Raw genomic sequence first — 18,059 nt, forward strand, 5'->3', positions numbered from 1 at the left:
ACGGCGCGTGCGCCTCAGTCCACCGGCTGGCCGTCCGAATACGGTGACACTGCAAGGAATTCGCGGACCTTGGCACCGGTGTGCTCACCCCACTGCGGACTGACTCTCGTCATCAACTCCACCCACAATGCGAACTGTTGCCGACGGGAGTCTTCAGCTGGGCGGCGGTGACCAACTTCATACGAGACGGCGACGTCGTGGGCGACATCGCAGATGATCCACTCGATCAGCTCCGACCGCGACGAGGTGTGCCGGTCGATGACAAGTTCACCTCGCTCGGTCGCCAGGTAGTCGTAACAACCGAGTTCGCCGTTCCAGCGCCAGAACATGTACCCGGCGTCGGGATTCACCTGTCTCGGCACGTGCGGCCGGTGTCGGATGCCGGGCACGATAACTTGCTCGGCGAGCCGGTCGATCTCGGCCTGCAACTCCTCGAGGTCGACGTCGGTCGGGGTGTCGTCCGGAGTCGATGTGTCCGTCATACGCTCGAATGTCTTTCTGCGGGAACGGGAACCGACCGATCAGTCCTCGTGCCGGATGTACGGGTTGCTGAGCGTGCCGATGTTCTCGATCTCGATGTCGACGCGCTGACCGGATTCGACCGGCGCGATGCCGGCCGGGGTGCCGGTCAGGATCACATCACCGGGCAGCAGGGTGAAGGCCTGCGAGGCATAGGACACCAGCGTCGGCACGTCGAAGATCATGTCGGCGGTGGTGCCGTCTTGCACGACCTCGCCGTCGCGCAGCGTGCGCAGGCGCAGGTTGGTGACGTCGAGGTCGGTCTCGATCCAGGGACCGAGTGGGCAGAAGGTGTCGAACCCCTTGGCGCGCGACCACTGCCCGTCGGAGCGCTGCAGGTCGCGCGCGGTGACGTCGTTGGCGCAGGTGTAACCGAAGATGACCGACGGGACGTCCTCGGGCTGGATGTCGTGGCACATCCGGCCGATCACGACGGCGAGTTCGCCCTCGAAGTCGACCCGCTGCGACTGCGGCGGCATGACCACCGGGTCATCCGGGCCGACGACTGCGGTGTTGGGGATCAGGAACATCAGCGGCTCGCTCGGCGGCTCGTTGCCGGTCTCGCGAGCGTGCTCGACGTAGTTGCGCCCGATGCCGATGACCTTGGACCGCGGAATCACCGGGGCGAGCAGGCGCACCTGGTCCACCGTCGTGGTGACTCCGGTCAGCTCGATCTTGGTGTAGAGCGGGTCGCCGGTGATTTCGGCGATCTTGTCGCCGGCACCATCGACGAGGCCGTAGGTCGGGTCTTCTCCTGTGGTGTATCTCGCAATCCGCACGATGTCAGCTTACGAGCGGCCACCGTCGCGCCGACGGCGGATCCGCATCGCGGCTGCACCGCCGAGGGCGGACACCGCGATTGCGGCAGCACCGGCGCCGACCAGAACACTCTCGTTGCCACCGGACGCCGGGCCGTCGGTCACGACGGGCGGGCCGGAGACCGGCGAACTGCTGACGCCGGTCGCGGTGGTGGTGCTTGCCGACGGCGAGGAGCTGGGACTGCTGGTCGGAGGCGCCGCCGGGATCGCGGCGATGACGGCCTTGCCCATCACCGCGTAACCGGCGTCGTTGGCGTGGATGTTGTCCTTGCTGCACATCCAGGTCCACTGGCAGATCCGGGCGACGTTCAGCGGCAGACTGCCATAGGGCTTGACGGTCACGGTGGGCGTGAAGTCGCTGCTGGAGAACGCGGTCTGCACGTCGGCCACCGGTGCCTTGACGCCAGCGGCCGCCGAGGCGATCTCACCGTCGAAGGTGTCGGCAAGGGTGACCGAGGTCTTCGCCAGTGTCTGGCCGGAGGTGCCGGTCAGCCAGGCCGCGAGGAACGGGTTGTAGTAGTTGACGACGACAAGCCGTGCGTTCGGCGCGGCTGCCCGCAGCTGGCCCAGGATCTGTGGCAGCTGGGTGTTCACGGTCGCCAGGCCCTTCGCCAAGCACGTGAAATCGACGCCGGTCGTGGTGGCGCAGCTGTCGATGTCGTTGGCGCCGATGTCGATCGTGATCAGGCTCAACTCGTTCTTGTGCGCCTTGGCGAAGGCCACACCGGCGGCCAACTGGTTGCCCTGCGGATACGTGCAGATGCCGCCGTTGAGCATGGTGCCGGTGGTCTCACCCGAGCAGCTGAGGTTGTTCAGCTCGACGCTGGGATCTGTCTGCTTGAGGTGCGCCAGGACGGCTCCGACATACCCGCCGGTCTTGTTGTCGCCCAGACCGGGCTGATAGCCGGCGCCGAGCGAGTCACCGAGCGCGAGGTAATAACTTCCAGTGGCGGCCGAGGCCGGCTGGCTGGTGGCAATGACGCCGACAGCGCCGAGCGATCCTGCTGCGAGCGCCATCGCGCTCAGGCTGCGCACTACACGTGCAGACATCAAGGTCCTCCATCGAAAGTGATCGGGGTCACATCATGTCGTGGATCGGCGCCTTCGGAGGCAAAACGCGCCAAGTATGACGCGCGCGATTCCTCAGGCGGTGGATACGTCACCGACAGTCGGTGCTGAACCCACGCCTTATCGTTGGGGTGGTGGATGAGCAGGCGAGGCACCGGGCGCGGTTGGCGCCGTATGTCGAGCCGCATCTGGAGCGCCGCCGTCGCGGGATCAAGCACCCGATCCACGACTTCCTGTTCACGTATTACTCGTACCGGCCGGCTCAATTGATGCGCTGGCAACCGCCTGGCGAATTGGCTTCCGGCAAAAGGACGCTCGCCGAATCTACCTTTCAACTGCTGACAGCAACCGCCGGCCGCGAGGGGAACTTCGGCTGCTTCGGGCTGCACGAGTGGGCCATGGTCTACCGCGACACGGACACTCGTCACCCTCAGCCGCTGCGGCTGGGCAGTGAGCGCACCGACGAGGTCGTCGAGAGCCATCGGATCGGCTGTAGTCACTGGGATGCGGTGCGTTTCTTCACGCCTGCGGCTCTTCCGCTGAACACACTGCGACCGTTCAAGGATGACCGTGCCGACTTCGAGCAGCCGGGTTGTCTGCACGCGACGATGGATCTGTACAAGCACGCCTACCGGCTCGCGGAGGTCGTGGGTTCGGACCTCATCGCCGATGCCTTCGAGCTCGCGTGGGATGTGCGTGTCATGGACATGCGCGCTGCGCCATACGACATGACGGGCATCACCATCGATCCCGACGGGATCGCGTGGACACCCATCACCATCGAAACTGCCGCCGGCAAGCGTGAGTATGCCGATCTGCAAAGGCAATTCGCGCAGCGTGCGGCGCCGATCCGACAGCGCTTCATCGACCGGTTGGAGGTTGTGCTCGGTGCCGGGCACGACCGAGCGGCGCCCGCGGTCAGCGTCAACGGCTGACCACCGCGCGTCGTACGTAGATCGCCGATGCGGCGAGTTCGGGCGAGCAGCGGATCCATAAGTCGCCGATGCGGTCTTTCTCAGCGCAACAATCGTCCCACCAAACACGAGAACCCCACTGGCCACGCATCAGTCGCCGATGCGGCGAGTTCGGGCGAGCAGTGGATCCATAAGTCGCCGATTCGGCGAGGTGAGGTCCACCCCCACCGCGGCCCATCCGCGAGATGTCGATGCTGGTCACAAGAACTCACCGGATCCGGCAAATATTGAGATCTCGCGATCACCGCCATCGCCGATCCGGCGAACCCGGTCGAGGCGGCCACGCATAAGTCGCCGATGCGGCGAGTTATGCGTGCCGGAGTCAGTCCCTCGGCTGCACGCCTCGCTGCAGCAGGCCGTAGGTGAACGAGTCGACCAGCGCCGTCCAACTGGCGTGCACGATGTTGTCGGCCACGCCCACCGTCTGCCAGATCTGCTGACCATCGGTCGTCTCGATCAGCACGCGTGTCGTGGCGTCCGTGCCGTGGGCGGCATCCAGGATGCGCACCCGGAAGTCGATGAGTTCGAACTCCGCCAGCTCCGGATATGCCTCGGACAGCGCTTCGCGCAGCGCGTGGTCGAGAGCGTTGACCGGTCCATTGCCCTCCCCCGTGGCCACGACGCGACGCCCTGCGGCGCGCAGCTTGACAGTGGCTTCGGAAACAGGCGACGCATCGCCATACGTGCCAGAGTCGGTGATGATCCGCCACGACTCGGCTTCGAAGTAGACCAGCGGCGCACCCGTGACCTCCTCGCGCAGCAGCAGTTCGAAGGACGCGTCGGCGGCATCAAAGGTCCAGCCCTGCTGCTCCAGATCCTTGACCCGAGACACCACCCTGGACAGCAACTCCGGCTCGCCGGTCAGGTCGTAGCCCAGCTCCTTGCCCTTGAGTTCGATGCTGGCCCGGCCGGCCATGTCCGACACCAGAGTTCGCATCGAGTTGCCCACGAGGGCAGGGTCGGTGTGCTGGTAGAGATCCGGGTCGACCTTGAGCGCACTGGCGTGCAATCCCGCCTTGTGCGCGAAGGCGCTGGCACCGACGTACGGCTGGCGGCCGTACGGCACGACATTCGTCACCTCACTGATGGCGTGGCTCAGGTGCAGCGCCTGCCGTAGCCGCTGCGGTTGCACGACCTCCCGACCGAGCTTGAGCTGCAAGTTGCTGACGACCGTCACCAGATCGGCGTTGCCGGTGCGCTCGCCGTACCCGTTGATCGTGCCCTGCACGTGACTGGCGCCGGCCTCGACCGCGGCGAGCGAGTTGGCGACCGCGCAACCGGTGTCGTTGTGGCAGTGGATCCCGAGGCGCGCCTGCGTGTGACCGAGAACCTCCCCCACGACATCGGTGACCCGCGGCGGCAACATGCCTCCGTTGGTGTCGCACAGTGCGATGACCTCTGCGCCAGCCTGCGCCGCGGTGTGCACGACCTCGAGAGCGTATGCCGGGTCGAGGGCATAGCCGTCGAAGAAGTGCTCGGCATCCAGGAAGACCGAACGCCCTTCGCGCGTCAAGAAACTCACGGTGTCGGCGATCATCGCGAGGTTCTCTTCGGGTGTGGTGCGCAGCGCTTCTTCGACGTGCCTGGTGTGCGACTTGGCCACGAGCGTGACGACGTCGGTCTGCGCGTCGAGCAGCGCGCGCACCTGGGGGTCGTCCGCCGCTCGGGTGTGCGCACGTCGCGTGGATCCGAAGGCGGCGAGGGTGGCGTTCTTGAGGTCGAGCTCGGTGCGAGCCCGCCGGAAGAACTCGGTGTCCTTGGGATTGGCTCCGGGCCAACCGCCTTCGATGAAGCCCACCCCGAGGTCGTCCAGGTAGCCCGCGATGGCCAGCTTGTCGGAGACCGACAGGTTGAGGCCCTCCTGCTGTGCACCGTCACGCAGTGTCGTGTCGTAGACGTGGAAGTTGCTCATCGCCGTGTCGTGCCTTTCGGGGGTCCTGCCGGAAATGCCTTGGAATTGTTGGTAGTTCGATGCTCTCGCACGTGATACCTGTGGTCACGCGGACCGGTCCGCTGCTCGCGCCGGAACGGGATGTGGCCCGGACACGAAAAAACCTCCCGGGGTAGCGGGAGGTTGCGCGTCGGACCGGGTCCGGCGCGCTAGCTGATAATGACCGATGTGGTGGTGACCACGGCCGACAGACTTGCCACGGCGACAGCATGCCACGCCGCGTCCGCCCGTCGGAACACAAGTCTCGGCATCCGGACGCGCTTCGCTGCGACCTAGAGGATCTCGAGCACCCGGGCGACGCCGTCGTCGTCATTGGCGGCGCAGCGATGGGTCGCAGCCTCGACGACCAGCGGGTGGGCATTCGCCATCGCATACGACCGGCCGGCCCAACTCAGCATCGGCAGATCGTTGGGCATGTCCCCGAAGGCCCACACCGCGTCGCGCTGTATGCCGAGCGCCTCGGCCCACCGCGCGAGTCCGACCGCCTTGGTGACGCGGGGCGCGGAGATCTCCGCGAGACCACCGACACCTGAATAGGCAACAACGGCAAGGTCGCCCACGATCCCGGCGACCTGGGTCACGAAGGCCTCGTCATACCGCCCGGGAGCCCGTGCCAGCAGCTTGCCGACGGCCGCGTCGGGAGGAAGCTCCGACACCGGACCGCAGTGCACCACGGCCGGCGCATCCTCCGGATGCAACTCGGGATAGGCCGGTTCGACGAATTTGCCCGTCGCGAGTTCGGCCGCAAAAGCGACCTCGGGGATCCTTCGCCTGATCGAACCCGCCAGCTCCTGCACCACCGCAGAGTCGATCGTGTGTGACTGCAACACCTTTCGGCTGCGCACGTCATACACGAACGCGCCGTTGGCGCAGATCGCGGTGCCATGCTCACCCATCAGATCGGCCAGGAAGTGCGTCCACCGCGGCGGGCGAGCGGTCACCATGACGGTCTGTATGCCGATCGACGGCATCCGGCACCACGCATCCGCAGTGCGTGCGCTGATCGTGCCGTCGGAGTGCAGCAGGGTGCCGTCGAGATCGCTCGCGACCAGCGCCGGGCGGGACGGATTGTGGCCCGGGTCAGGCAAGCTGCGTCATCCAGCCGCGGGCGTCCTCCGCGCGGCCGTACTGGATGTCGAGGAGCGTGGAACGGATCTTGAGGGCGATCTCGTCGGTGTGGCCGTCGCGACGGTGGTCGCAGGATCCGCCATCCCAACGCAGCTCGCCGACAGGGGTCACCACTGCTGCGGTACCACAGGCGAAAACCTCTGCGATCTCACCGGATTCGGCGCCGTCCTTCCACTCCTGGATCGGGATCCGGCGCTCCTCCGGTGACAGCCCCAACTCCTTCGCCAACTCCAGGATCGAGCTGCGCGTGACGCCCTCGAGGATCGACCCGGTCAGCTCCGGAGTCACGATGCGGCCGTCGCGGTAGACGATGAAGAGGTTCATCCCGCCGAGTTCTTCGATGTAGGTGTGCGTCGAGGAATCCAGGAAGACCGCCTGGTCGCAGTCGTGGTCGATGCCCTCCAGTTGGCCGGCGAGCGACGAGGCGTAGTTGCCGCCGCACTTGGCCGCACCCGTGCCGCCCTCCCCTGCGCGGGCGAAGTCGGTGGAGATCCACAAGGACACCGGCTTCACGCCACCGGAGAAGTAGGCCCCGGCGGGTGAGGCGATCACGCAGTAGGTGACCTTCTTCGCCGGCCGGACACCCAGGAATGCCTCGGAGGCGAACATGAACGGCCGCAGGTAGAGCGAGGTTTCGGCACCGTCGGCAGCCTCAGGCACCCATGCCTTGTCGATCGCGACGATCTCACGCAGCGACTGCACGAAGTCGTCCTCGGGCAGCACCGGCAGCGCGAGACGGTGCGCGCTGCGCGCGAAACGCGCGGCATTTGCCTCGGGCCGGAAGGTCCACACCGTGCCGTCGGCGTGGCGGTAGGCCTTCATGCCCTCGAAAATCTCCTGGGCGTAATGCAGCACCGCGGCAGCGGGATCAAGAGCGATCGGTCCGTATGGCGTGACCGCGGCGTCGTGCCAACCGTCGGCGTCCGACCATGTCGCGGTCACCATGTGATCGGTGAAGTAGTTGCCGAAGCCGGGATTCGCGAGGATCTTCGCCCGCTCGGCGTCGCCGACCCGACCTGTGCTCTCGGAAACGGTGAACTGCAACGCCATGACACGAACCTCCGGCAAACGAAGTACTAGGGCTTCCTAGTTTATGCGTATGCCCGCCGCTCACCGGCGGCGGTGTGGCCGCCGCCACAGGTGATCAGCTGACGAGTGCGGCGATGGCGTCGCCGACCTGCGTCGTGCTGCGCACTGTCGTGCCGCGCGAGGCGAGATCCGCCGAAACCGCGTCGTGAACACGATTCGCCTCGTCGTCGCGACCGAGGTGTGCCAGCAGCATCGCGACCGACAGGATCGCGGCGGTCGGATCGGCTTTGCCCTGCCCCGCGATGTCCGGCGCCGAGCCGTGCACCGGCTCGAACATGCTCGGCGCGGTGCCGTCGGGGTTGATGTTCCCCGAGGCGGCCAGACCGATACCTCCCGTCACTGCGGCGGCGAGGTCGGTGACGATGTCGCCGAACAGGTTGTCGGTGACGATGACGTCGAAGCGACCGGGGTCGGTCACCAGGTAGATCGTCGCTGCATCGACGTGCGTGTATGCCGTTGTCACGTCGGGGAACTCGGCTCCGACGTCCTCGACCGTCCGCCGCCACAGATGGCCGGCGTGGGTGAGCACGTTGTGCTTGTGCACCAGCGTCAGGTGCTTGCGCTCCCGTGCCGCGGCCCGCGCGAAGGCGTCGCGCACCGCGCGTTCGGCGCCGAAACGGGTGTTGACGCTCACCTCGGTCGCGAGTTCCTGCGGCGTGCCGACCCGTAGTGCGCCACCGTTGCCGGTGTAAGGACCCTCGGTGCCTTCACGGACGACGATGAAGTCGATGCCGTTCGGCGCCACTGTCGCCACATCGAGCGGGCTTGCGGTGCCGGGGTAGAGCTTGGACGGACGCAGGTTGATGTAGTGGTCGAGCTCGAAACGCAAGCGCAGCAGCAGGTTTCGCTCGAGCACTCCGCTGGGGACGGTCGGGTCGCCGATGGCACCGAGCAGGATCGCGTCGTGTCCGCGCAGCTCGGTGAGCACCGAGTCCGGCAGGGTTTCGCCGGTGGCGTGCCAGCGTTGCGCGCCGAGGTCGTATTCGGTGCGGGCGACCTTGGCACCGCTCACCGCATCGAGGACCTTCAAACCTTCGGCCACCACCTCAGGGCCGATGCCGTCGCCGCCGATCACTGCGAGGTCGATCGAGTCACCAGTTGCTGTCGTCATACGACAACCCTAGATGTTCGTCTCGCCATTCGAAATCTGAATCTTGAAATACGGACATCGCACTGTAAGTCGGTGTCGCGGCGCCGAACAGCCCCGATCGGATCGACCGGGGCTGTTCGGGCAGACGAGTGAAGCGCTTCAGTCGCGCAGATCCATCGACTCCTGCAGTGCGCGACGGGCTTCCTGCTGTTCTTCGGTCATCGCATTCGTCCTTCCGTGAGCGGTCGGCCCAACCGGCGCCCTCACCCGAGATGGGCGGCGATCCGGGGCCTGGTTGTGTCTGTTGTGAGTTCGGTCAGCGGCATCGCGGGATCTCCGCGGCGAGTGGCTGACCTCAGAACTCGCCGCGGCCGGCAATGAGGATGGTGAGCCGCGTCATACCCATGAGTGTAGGAAGTAAAGTCCAATGGACGATACGACGATCTCATATAATGAGAACACCGAAGCCCCGGCCTACTGCCTGGTAACGGGAAGCACCACAAGCTAATCTCGCAGCGGACAAGGATGGCCTCGATCACAGGACCCCTGCTCGAAGCCATCCAGAAGTGAATCTGCCGAGCATCACGACGCGCTCGGCCCGACTGCGAAGACATTCCTCTGTGACGCTCACGGCACGTTCGAAGGCAGACCGTCGGTCGGCGGACGCCCACGCCCACCATGAGAAGACCGCCAGGGCCAACAGGAACCACCGACCCGCTCTCGACGGAATCCGAGCGCTCGCAGTCGTTGTCGTCATGGTCTTCCACGCGACGAACAGCCAACCGAAGGGTGGCTTCTTCGCAGTCGACGTCTTCTTCGCCCTGTCGGGCTATCTCATCGCCGGTTTGCTCATCGCCGAAAGCCGCGCCTGGGGATCGATAGATCTGGCCAACTTCTACGTTCGCAGAGCGCGCCGACTTCTGCCGGGCCTCGTGCTGGCGATCGTCGGCATCACCCTCATCTGCCCCCGTGTTCTGGACAGCATCGCTGTCGCCACGATGAAGGGCGACGCGATCTCGACGGTCTTCTACTACGCCAACTGGCACTTCATCGACACCGGGCAGTCCTATTTCGCCCAGTTCGGCGATGCATCGCCGTACCGGCAGATGTGGACGCTGGCGATCGAAGAACAGTTCTACTTCGTTCTGCCAGCCCTGATGATCGCCCTTCTCGCGATCACCCGTGGCAATCGTCGGCTGATCGCGGGCGCCTTGTGCGGGCTTGCGGTGCTGTCGGCCATCTGGATGTGGCTCCTCTACACGCCGGGCACCGACCCGTCACGGGTCTACTACGGCTCGGACACGCGAGCTCAAGATCTCTTCCTCGGTTCGACTCTCGCCGTCGTGGTGAGCCTGCTGCCGATGAAACGCCTGCGCGAGTACGCCTCCCGCTTCACCGCTCTGGGCGTCGTCGCACTCGTGGCGATGTTCGTCTTCTTCTTCGGGGTCGGCGAGTATGCCGACTTCACCTATCGCGGAGGCTTCTTCGTCTTCGTGCTGGCGACCTGCGCGTTGATCACCTCGGTGGAGGTGCAACAGAACGGCCCCGTGGCACGGCTGCTCGGCTACCGCCCGTGGTCATGGATCGGGAAGATCTCCTATGGCCTTTATTTGTGGCACTGGCCGATCTTCGTGATGCTCACGCCTGGCCGCACGGGACTATCCGGCCCGGTGTTGTTCGTCGTGCGCTTCGCCCTGAGTTTTGCCGCCGGCGCTGCGTCGTACTACCTGGTCGAGCAGCCGATCCGCATGCGCGGTCTGAAGAATGTGCTCGGCCGAAGCGGCAGTCTGATCACCGGCTTCATCATCCTGCCGCTCACCGCTGTGGCCACGATCGTGTTCACGCCATCCGTCTCGGCCAACCCCTTGTTGACAGCCAAGAGCGGATCGGAGCAGCAGACCGCCGCCACGAATGCCTCTGCAGCCATGCGGGTGCTCATCGTCGGTGACTCGGTGGGATTCTCGATCGGCTACGCATTCCCGCAGGCGTCGTACCCGAACGTCTCGGTGGCGGGTGACGTGATCATCGGGTGCGGCACCGCCGAACAGCACCTCGTCGTCAACGGAGTGCCACAGCCCCAGTCCAGCAGTGACACCTCGTGCGACAACGTGTTCGGCAAGTGGGCCGCGGATGTGAAAGCCAATCGCGCCAATGTCGTCATCTGGTCTCTCGGCGGCTGGGATGTCTACGACCACGTCATCGACGGCAAGATCGTCAAGGAGGAGTCGCCGCAATACGCGGCATACTTCCGCTCTCGTTTGGAGATGGGGCTGCAGCAACTCGGACCGAATGTGCAGGTCGTGATTCCGAACGTCCCGTGTTACCACTACACGTCATACGTCGTGGACGGTCAGGACATGGCGCCGGACCGCAACGACCCGGCTCGGGCCGCAGCGCTCAACAAGATCCTGGCCGGCTTTGCCGCGGCGCATCCGCGACAGGTGCACATCTTCGACGTCGCAGCCGATGTGTGCCCCGGCGGGAAATACGTCAACTCCCTCGACGGTGTCAAACAGGTGCGCATGGACGGTGTTCACTACACCGTGCAGGGCGCCGCGTTGTTCTGGAAGTGGATCATGCCGACACTGGAGCGGGTCACCGGCGACTCGGCCACCGCTCGCCCGGCCAGTGCTGCCCCGAGCACCCCACCGGTCTCTCCCACGACGTCCTCACGCTGAGAGCCGACGACTCCGCGAGGTGACCCAGGTGCAGCGACACGCGCGGTGAAGACGACACGCGATGGCTGCGACTAATGCCTTGAATATTCGACGGTGGGGCGCCTTAGTGCCCCACCGTCGAATATTCAGATGAGAGCAGAACCCGCAGATGCTGCAGCGCCGCGATCAGCGGGCTGCGGAGCCTTCCACGTAGTCAGCGTCCGACGCCCCGTCCTTGATCCAGCTCATGAGGCCGCGCAGTTCCTTGCCGGTCTTCTCGATCGGGTGTTGGGCGCCCTTCTCGCGGAAAGCCTTGAACTCCGGTGCTCCGGCGTCCTGGTCGTCGATGAAGCGCTGCGCGAAGGTGCCGTCCTGGATGTCTTTCAGCACGGCACGCATGTTGTCCTTCACGTGCGGGTCGATGACGCGGGGGCCGGAGACATAGTCGCCATACTCGGCGGTGTCGGAGCAGGACCACCGCTGCTTGGCGATGCCGCCCTCGACCATGAGGTCGACGATGAGCTTCAGCTCGTGCAGGCACTCGAAGTAGGCGACCTCCGGCTGGTAGCCCGCCTCGGTGAGCGTCTCGAAGCCGTACTGGATCAACTGCGATGCGCCACCGCACAGCACGGACTGCTCACCGAACAGGTCGGTCTCGGTCTCCTCGGTGAAGGTGGTCTTGATTCCACCCGCACGCAGACCACCGATCGCCTTGGCGTACGACTTCGCCAGCTCCCACGCCTGACCCGACGCGTCGACCTCGACGGCCACGAGCACGGGAACGCCTCTGCCGTCGACGTATTCGCGACGCACCAGGTGGCCGGGGCCCTTCGGCGCGACCATCGCGACGTCGACGCCCTTGGGCGGGGTGATGTAGCCGTAGCGGATGTTGAAGCCGTGGCTGAAGAAGATCGCGTTGCCCTCCTGCAGGTGCGGCGCGATCTCCTCGGCGTACAGCGTGCGCTGCACCTGGTCCGGCGCGAGGATCATCACGACGTCGGACTGCTTGACCGCGTCCGCGACCGACAGCACGGTCAGGCCCTCGTTCTCCGCCTTCTCACGCGATGACGAACCCTCGCGCAGACCGACGACGACCTGGACACCCGAGTCGCGCAGGTTGAGGGCGTGTGCGTGGCCCTGGCTGCCATAGCCGATGACGGCGACCTTGCGACCCTGGATCACCGAGGCGTCAGCATCGTCGTCATAGAACATTTCGGCCACTGGAATCTCCCTTGATATGAATGAATCTCGTTGAATTGAAAGGTATTTCGTATGCCGGTCAGGCAGTTTTGCGCCCGCGGTCGGTGATGGATTTTCCGCCGCGGCCGACGCCGACGAGCCCGGACTGCACGATCTCACGCACGCCGTACGGCTCGAGGACATCCAGCAGCGCGACGAGTTTGGACGGGGTGCCCGTCGCCTCGATGACCAGCGAATCCAGGCCCACGTCAACGACATTGCACCGGAACATCTGGGTCAGTTGGACCACCTCGGCACGCGTCGAGGCGTCACAGCGGACCTTGACCAGCACGAGCTCCCGCTGCACCGACGCCTCAGCCTCAAGCTCGACGATCTTGAGCACTTCGACGAGCTTGTTCAGCTGCTTGGTCACCTGCTCCAACGCGGTCTCGTCGACGTCGACCACGATCGTCATACGTGACACTTCGTGGTGCTCGGTCGGGCCGACCGCGAGCGAGTCGATGTTGAAGCCACGCCGTGAGATCAACCCCGAAATGCGAGCAAGCACACCGGGTTTGTCCTCCACGAGGACCGACAACGTATGACGGGCCATGATCAGTTGCCTCCGATCTCGTCGGTGACCGCATCGGCTGCCTCGGCCACACTGCCTGCGGATCCGAGGGCGGTCTCGCCCTCGTCGGTGCGATCCCACACCGGGGTCATCGCCCGGGCAGTGGTGACCAGGTCGTTGCTGACGCCGGCCGGAACCATGGGCCACACCATGGCGTCGCGTTCGACCACGAAGTCGATGACCACGGGAACATCGTTGATCTCCAACGCTTTTGCGATCGTGGCGTCGACATCCTCGGGCCGCTCGCACCGCAGTCCGACGCAGCCGTAGGCTTCGGCCAGCTTGACGAAGTCGGGCACGCGGCTGCCGACGGCGGTGTGCAGGTCGGTGTTGGAGTAGCGCTCGTTGTAGAACAACGTCTGCCACTGACGCACCATGCCGAGGCTGGAGTTGTTGATGATGGCGACCTTGATCGGGATCTTGTTGATGACGCAGGTCGCAAGCTCCTGGTTGGTCATCTGGAAGCAGCCGTCGCCGTCGATCGCCCACACCACACGGTCGGGCTCACCGGTCTTGGCGCCCATCGCCGCCGGCACCGAATACCCCATGGTGCCAAGGCCGCCGGAGTTCAGCCACGAGTTAGGCCGCTCATAGTGCACGAACTGCGCCGCCCACATCTGATGCTGGCCCACGCCTGCGGCATACACCGCGTCCGGCCCGGTGAGCGCGCCGATGCGTTCGATGACGTACTGCGGCGCAATCGAGGTCGCATCCGGAGCCGAGCTGTAACCGAGCGGGAAGGTCTGGGTCCAGCCGCGGGTCCGCGCCCGCCAGGCGGCGTAGTCGCCACCGTTGCCCGCCTCGATGTCGGTCCGTATGACGGTGGCCAGGTCTCGCACGACCTCACGTGCATCGCCCACGATCGGCACGTCGGCGACACGGTTCTTGGAGATCTCTGCGGGGTCGATGTCTGCATGGATCACGTGCGCGTCGGGCGCGAAGGTCGCCAAGTCGCCGGTGACGCGGTCGTCAAAACGCGTGCCGATCGCGATGAGCAGGTCGGCCTTCTGCAGCGCGGTCACCGCAGCGACGGACCCGTGCATTCCAGGCATACCCAGATGCAGGGGGTGGCTGTCCGGCACGGCCCCGCGCGCCATCAACGTTGTGACCAGCGGAATCTGGGTCAGGTCGACCAGGTCGCGCAGGTCCTCGGTGGCTCCGGCGCGGATCACGCCGCCGCCGATGTAGAACACCGGTCGCTTCGCCTCACGAATCAGAGCCGCTGCCGCCCGGATCTGCTTGTGATGCGGCCGGGTCACCGGCTTGTACCCCGGCAACCCGATCTCGTCGGGCCACTCGAACCGCGTCTTGGCGACCAAGGCGTCCTTGGTGATGTCGACCAGCACCGGCCCCGGCCGGCCGGTCGAGGCGATGTGGAAAGCCTCCTTGATCGCGGTGGCGATGTCGCCGGCGTCGGTCACCAGATAGCTGTGCTTGGTGATCGGCAGCGTGATGCCGCGGATGTCGGCCTCCTGGAAGGCGTCGGTGCCGATGGTGCGTGAACTGACCTGCCCGGTGATCGCGACCATCGGCACGGAGTCCATGTAGGCGTCCGCGATGGCGGTCACCAGGTTGGTGGCACCCGGCCCACTGGTCGCCATACAGACCCCGACCCGGCCTGTTGCCGAGGCGTAACCTTCGGCCGCATGCCCGGCGCCCTGCTCGTGACGCACCAGGATGTGCCGCAGCTTCACCGAGTCCAGCAACGGGTCGTATGCCGGCAGGATCGCGCCACCCGGGAGCCCGAAGACGACTTCTACGCCCACCGACTCCAGTGACAGGACGAGGCTCTGCGCACCGGTCACCTCGGGTGCGGAGGCCGCGGCCTTGGGCGCGACCTGGGCTGGGGTCGGAATCACTGCAGTCACCTGTTCGTCCTTGCTCGGTCTGATCACTCGTGTGGTGCCGGTCCTGCACCCTCAACCGTGATGGTGAGGGCATAAAAAAACCCCCATCCCGGATCTACGGGCAGTGAGGGTGAGCGCGCCAACTGATGTGATCTCAGCGAGCGCGCCTGGAAAGTACGAGGATTCGTGCCATGTGGCAAGTCTGTGCTCGTCGCCGTCGAGCGTCAATATTCTGAGACGCGAGTCTCATATCTCGGACATCTCGCCGTATGCCGGCGCCCAGCTCAGCCGAATTGGGCCAGCATGCCCAGTATCTCCGGCGCCCGCCGGTCAAGCAGGCGGCCACCGAACACGATGCCCGCAGTGAGAGCCGCCGCGCCATAACCGACCGCTCCGAGCAGCACCACCAACGACCCTGGCACGGAATCGCGTGCGAACCACGCGGCGACTCCGACCGGCAGCGACGCGAGCACCGGACCGAGCACACAGGCGAGGTACATCAGACAGCCGATCGCGCCCCCACCTGCCTGACTGGCGAAGGCGCCGGCAGCACGGCTGGGAGCCTGACCAGGCCGCACGGCCCCGAGCAGCAGACCGAGCGCGATCGCACACGAGATGGTCGAGACAACCGGTGCGAACCACACCAGCCCGTCGGGTAGCAGCCCACCCACCGCGAGGGCCACGGTGAGTGCGACAGAAACGACAGCCAGCGGGCCGGCCAGTCCGACCGCGCGGCCGGCACGGTCGCACCAGCCGGGCACTCCGGCCGCGACCTGCATCCACCACGCAACACCATCGAAAGCGAGGTCATTGGCCAGCGCCACCCCGGTGAACGCCGCCAGGAACACCGGGGCGACAACGGCTTCGGCGCCGTGGTCGGGTTCGACGACGGCCGCCACGATGAACAGCACGGGCGCGATCAGCAGCCGCGCCAAAGTCGCGAGCAACCGGCTGTCACGCCGCCAGGCGAGCAGCCGCCGGCGCGCGATCGCACCCACCGGACCGGTGCGGGTGCCGTGATCGGCCCTGGCACGCACCGTGCCGACGCTGCCCGTGGTGGTCGAGCACAGCGCCTTGTCAAGCAGCCACTGCCATGCTCGCAACAGGCTCGCGACCAGTGCTGACGCCAACAACAGGTGAACGATCGCAGTGACCCAGGCGCCTCGCGCGACATCCCACGGGATCGCCCAGGCCCAACCGAAGGGAGTCCAGCCGGCGGTGACGACGACCGACCGATCGACGCGGACTCGGGAGGGAGACGTGTCGCCCGAGGCGATGAGCATGTTGTACGACAGCACCGCCCCGGACATCACCACCGCGGTCGCGACTGCGACGAGTTCACGACCGCGCCGGGCACTGAGAGCGTGTGCAAGCGCGGTCGTTGCCGTCCTCGCGAGCAGCACACAGGTCGACACGCCGAGCACGGCGGCGACCAGCGCGGCGACGGCGGCCTGGACCGAACGGCTCCAGCCGATCACCTGCTCGACTGCGAGCGCGACGGTGAGAATGCCGGGGACACCGACCAGTGATGCCAGCGCGAGCCCTGGTAGCAACCGTCGAGCCCGCACCGGCAGCAGGCTCAGTCGTGCCGGATCGAGAGTCGCGTCCGCACCGAAAGCGCCGAGCGACAGCATCAGCCAGGCGAATGTGCCAGCGGCGCCGAGTACCACCAGCACATTGCTGCGGTCGAGCGGCGCCGACCGTAGCAAGACGGCCACGCCGGCCATGGACGTCACGACCAAGGCCGCGATGATCGCCCCGATGACGACGCCGGCCGCGCGGCTGTCGCTGCCACCCAACGACCGGCGCAGCAGTGCCACCTTCAGGCGGATCAGGACTGCAACCACTGCAGCCCACCATCCGCCGGCATGCCAGTGGCTCCGACCAGCGAGAGGAAGCGCTGCCGCAGCGGCATACCGCCTTGCACCTGTGCGGTGGTGCCGGCGGCGCGTACCCGCCCCGCCGCCACGACCGCAACCCGGTCACACACGACTTCGACGAACTCCATGGAGTGGCTGGACATGATGACCGTTCCTCCTCCGGCGACGAAGCGCCGCAGGATCGCGAGGATCGTGTCCGCCGAGACCGGATCCACCGACTCGAACGGCTCGTCCAGCACCAGCAGCCGAGGCGCATGCAGCAGCGCGCAGGCGAGACCGATCTTCTTGGTCATTCCCGCGGAATAGTCTGCAACAACGACGTTTTCGGCTTTCCCTAGACCGAGCACCTGGATCAGCTCGGCGGACCGCTCGCGCACCAGAACACGAGGCATCGAGCGCAACTCGCCGACGAACTGCAGCAGTTCGCCGCCGCTGAGCGTGTCGAACAGTCGCATTCCGTCCGGCGCGATACCCATCACGGCCTTGGCAGCGGCCGGGTCGCTCCACACGTCGTGGCCCAGGATCGTGGCGGTTCCGTGATCCGGTCGCAGCAGACCCGTCGCCATACTCAACGTTGTGGTCTTGCCGGCACCGTTCGGCCCCACGAGACCGAACATCGAACCAGCCGGAACGCGCAGGCTGAGGTGGTCGACGGCGAGACTGCCCCCGAACGTCTTGACCAGCCCTTCGAGCACCACCGCGTCAGCCACGGTGCAGAGTCAACCAGGTTCGGCGTGCCGACGGTCCGACTCGGCGAATCAGTCTCGCACTGTTACCGGTCCGTCACAGATCCTCGGCGAAATCATGGTCGACACCGAGTCCGCGCAGCAAGGTCGCGCGGTCGTAATACTCACGCCACGCCGCAACCACGCCGTCCTCGATCTCGAGAACTCCGACGACGGGCATTGAGCCCGACCGCCCACCGATCACGAAGTTGTCGACGCGTTCGAGGAAGACGAGGTTGCCGACAGCCGCCTCGTTGCGGATCTCGATCCGGATCTCGGACGTGCCTTCGGTCAACGCCTGCAACCGCCGACGTATGGCGGGGCGGCCGACCGTGGCGTCGTCCTCCATCATGCTGTGCAGCAGTCCGTCCTCGGCGAAAAGTGCGAGCACGCGCTCCCAGTCAAGTCGGTTCCAAGCATCGATCATGTCGTGGGCGACAGCCAGGACATCATCCTCAATAGCCATGAAAATCCTTTCTCACCAAGCATTTCCGAAAGACCGC

At 66.0% G+C, this 18,059-nt stretch carries 15 protein-coding genes; 2 read left to right on the plus strand and 13 right to left on the minus strand.

Features of this window, described 5'->3' with window-relative positions; translation table 11 throughout:
- Positions 1–14 precede the first annotated feature (14 nt).
- The 3 genes from BKA23_RS15870 to BKA23_RS15880 are packed head-to-tail and all read right to left on the minus strand — an operon-like array spanning position 15 to position 2,387.
- Positions 15–482 (minus strand): Imm63 family immunity protein, encoded by a 468-nt coding sequence (locus tag BKA23_RS15870; RefSeq protein WP_145230281.1) that lies wholly within the window; start codon positions 480–482, stop codon positions 15–17.
- Between the two features lie 39 nt (positions 483–521).
- Positions 522–1,298: a fumarylacetoacetate hydrolase family protein gene (locus BKA23_RS15875; RefSeq protein WP_145230283.1), complete on the minus strand. Its 777-nt coding sequence runs from the start codon at positions 1,296–1,298 to the stop codon at positions 522–524.
- Between the two features lie 9 nt (positions 1,299–1,307).
- Positions 1,308–2,387: an SGNH/GDSL hydrolase family protein gene (locus BKA23_RS15880; RefSeq protein ID WP_145230285.1), complete on the minus strand. Its 1,080-nt coding sequence runs from the start codon at positions 2,385–2,387 to the stop codon at positions 1,308–1,310.
- A 152-nt stretch (positions 2,388–2,539) separates the two neighbouring features.
- Here BKA23_RS15880 and BKA23_RS15885 point away from each other — a divergent pair, with 152 nt between their 5' ends.
- Positions 2,540–3,340, plus strand: a complete 801-nt coding sequence (locus BKA23_RS15885) for a 3-methyladenine DNA glycosylase (protein ID WP_211841768.1) — start codon at positions 2,540–2,542, stop codon at positions 3,338–3,340.
- Positions 3,341–3,701: 361 nt separating this feature from the next.
- Here the strand turns inward: BKA23_RS15885 and cimA are convergent, their stop codons facing one another.
- The 4 genes from cimA to BKA23_RS15905 form a co-directional block, all read right to left on the minus strand.
- Positions 3,702–5,291, minus strand: a complete 1,590-nt coding sequence (gene cimA / locus BKA23_RS15890) for a citramalate synthase (protein ID WP_145230289.1) — start codon at positions 5,289–5,291, stop codon at positions 3,702–3,704.
- Positions 5,292–5,602: 311 nt separating this feature from the next.
- Positions 5,603–6,418 carry an HAD family hydrolase gene (locus BKA23_RS15895; protein ID WP_145230291.1) on the minus strand — a complete coding sequence of 272 codons (816 nt, stop codon included), beginning with the start codon at positions 6,416–6,418 and terminating at the stop codon, positions 5,603–5,605.
- On the minus strand, positions 6,411–7,508 hold the full coding sequence (locus BKA23_RS15900; RefSeq protein ID WP_145230293.1) for a branched-chain amino acid aminotransferase: 1,098 nt from the start codon (positions 7,506–7,508) through the stop codon (positions 6,411–6,413). The genes BKA23_RS15895 and BKA23_RS15900 overlap by 8 nt, the downstream gene beginning before the upstream one ends.
- Before the next feature lie 94 nt (positions 7,509–7,602).
- On the minus strand, positions 7,603–8,658 hold the full coding sequence (locus BKA23_RS15905) for a 3-isopropylmalate dehydrogenase (protein ID WP_145230295.1): 1,056 nt from the start codon (positions 8,656–8,658) through the stop codon (positions 7,603–7,605).
- Between the two features lie 599 nt (positions 8,659–9,257).
- Between BKA23_RS15905 and BKA23_RS15910 the strand changes: the two genes are divergently transcribed.
- The gene (locus BKA23_RS15910) at positions 9,258–11,315 is read left to right on the plus strand and encodes an SGNH/GDSL hydrolase family protein (protein ID WP_145230297.1); all 2,058 of its coding nucleotides are present in this window, start codon (positions 9,258–9,260) and stop codon (positions 11,313–11,315) included.
- A gap of 165 nt (positions 11,316–11,480) precedes the next feature.
- Here BKA23_RS15910 and ilvC read toward each other — a convergent pair whose 3' ends face one another.
- The 6 genes from ilvC to BKA23_RS15940 form a co-directional block, all read right to left on the minus strand.
- On the minus strand, positions 11,481–12,515 hold the full coding sequence (gene ilvC, locus BKA23_RS15915) for a ketol-acid reductoisomerase (RefSeq protein ID WP_145230300.1): 1,035 nt from the start codon (positions 12,513–12,515) through the stop codon (positions 11,481–11,483).
- A gap of 58 nt (positions 12,516–12,573) precedes the next feature.
- The gene (gene ilvN, locus BKA23_RS15920; RefSeq protein WP_145230302.1) at positions 12,574–13,086 is read right to left on the minus strand and encodes an acetolactate synthase small subunit; all 513 of its coding nucleotides are present in this window, start codon (positions 13,084–13,086) and stop codon (positions 12,574–12,576) included.
- A gap of 2 nt (positions 13,087–13,088) precedes the next feature.
- Complete coding sequence (locus tag BKA23_RS15925; RefSeq protein ID WP_246104710.1) at positions 13,089–14,963, minus strand: acetolactate synthase large subunit; 1,875 nt, start codon at positions 14,961–14,963, stop codon at positions 13,089–13,091.
- Between the two features lie 272 nt (positions 14,964–15,235).
- On the minus strand, positions 15,236–16,798 hold the full coding sequence (locus tag BKA23_RS15930; protein ID WP_145230306.1) for a hypothetical protein: 1,563 nt from the start codon (positions 16,796–16,798) through the stop codon (positions 15,236–15,238).
- Positions 16,783–17,541, minus strand: coding sequence for an ABC transporter ATP-binding protein (locus BKA23_RS15935; protein ID WP_145230308.1), 759 nt, complete (start codon positions 17,539–17,541; stop codon positions 16,783–16,785). Before BKA23_RS15935 ends, BKA23_RS15930 begins: the two co-directional genes overlap by 16 nt.
- A gap of 73 nt (positions 17,542–17,614) precedes the next feature.
- The gene (locus tag BKA23_RS15940) at positions 17,615–18,022 is read right to left on the minus strand and encodes a nuclear transport factor 2 family protein (protein ID WP_145230310.1); all 408 of its coding nucleotides are present in this window, start codon (positions 18,020–18,022) and stop codon (positions 17,615–17,617) included.
- Positions 18,023–18,059: the final 37 nt, after the last annotated feature.

Source organism: Rudaeicoccus suwonensis (assembly GCF_007829035.1).
In the GTDB taxonomy this organism is placed as follows: Bacteria; Actinomycetota; Actinomycetes; order Actinomycetales; family Dermatophilaceae; genus Rudaeicoccus; species Rudaeicoccus suwonensis.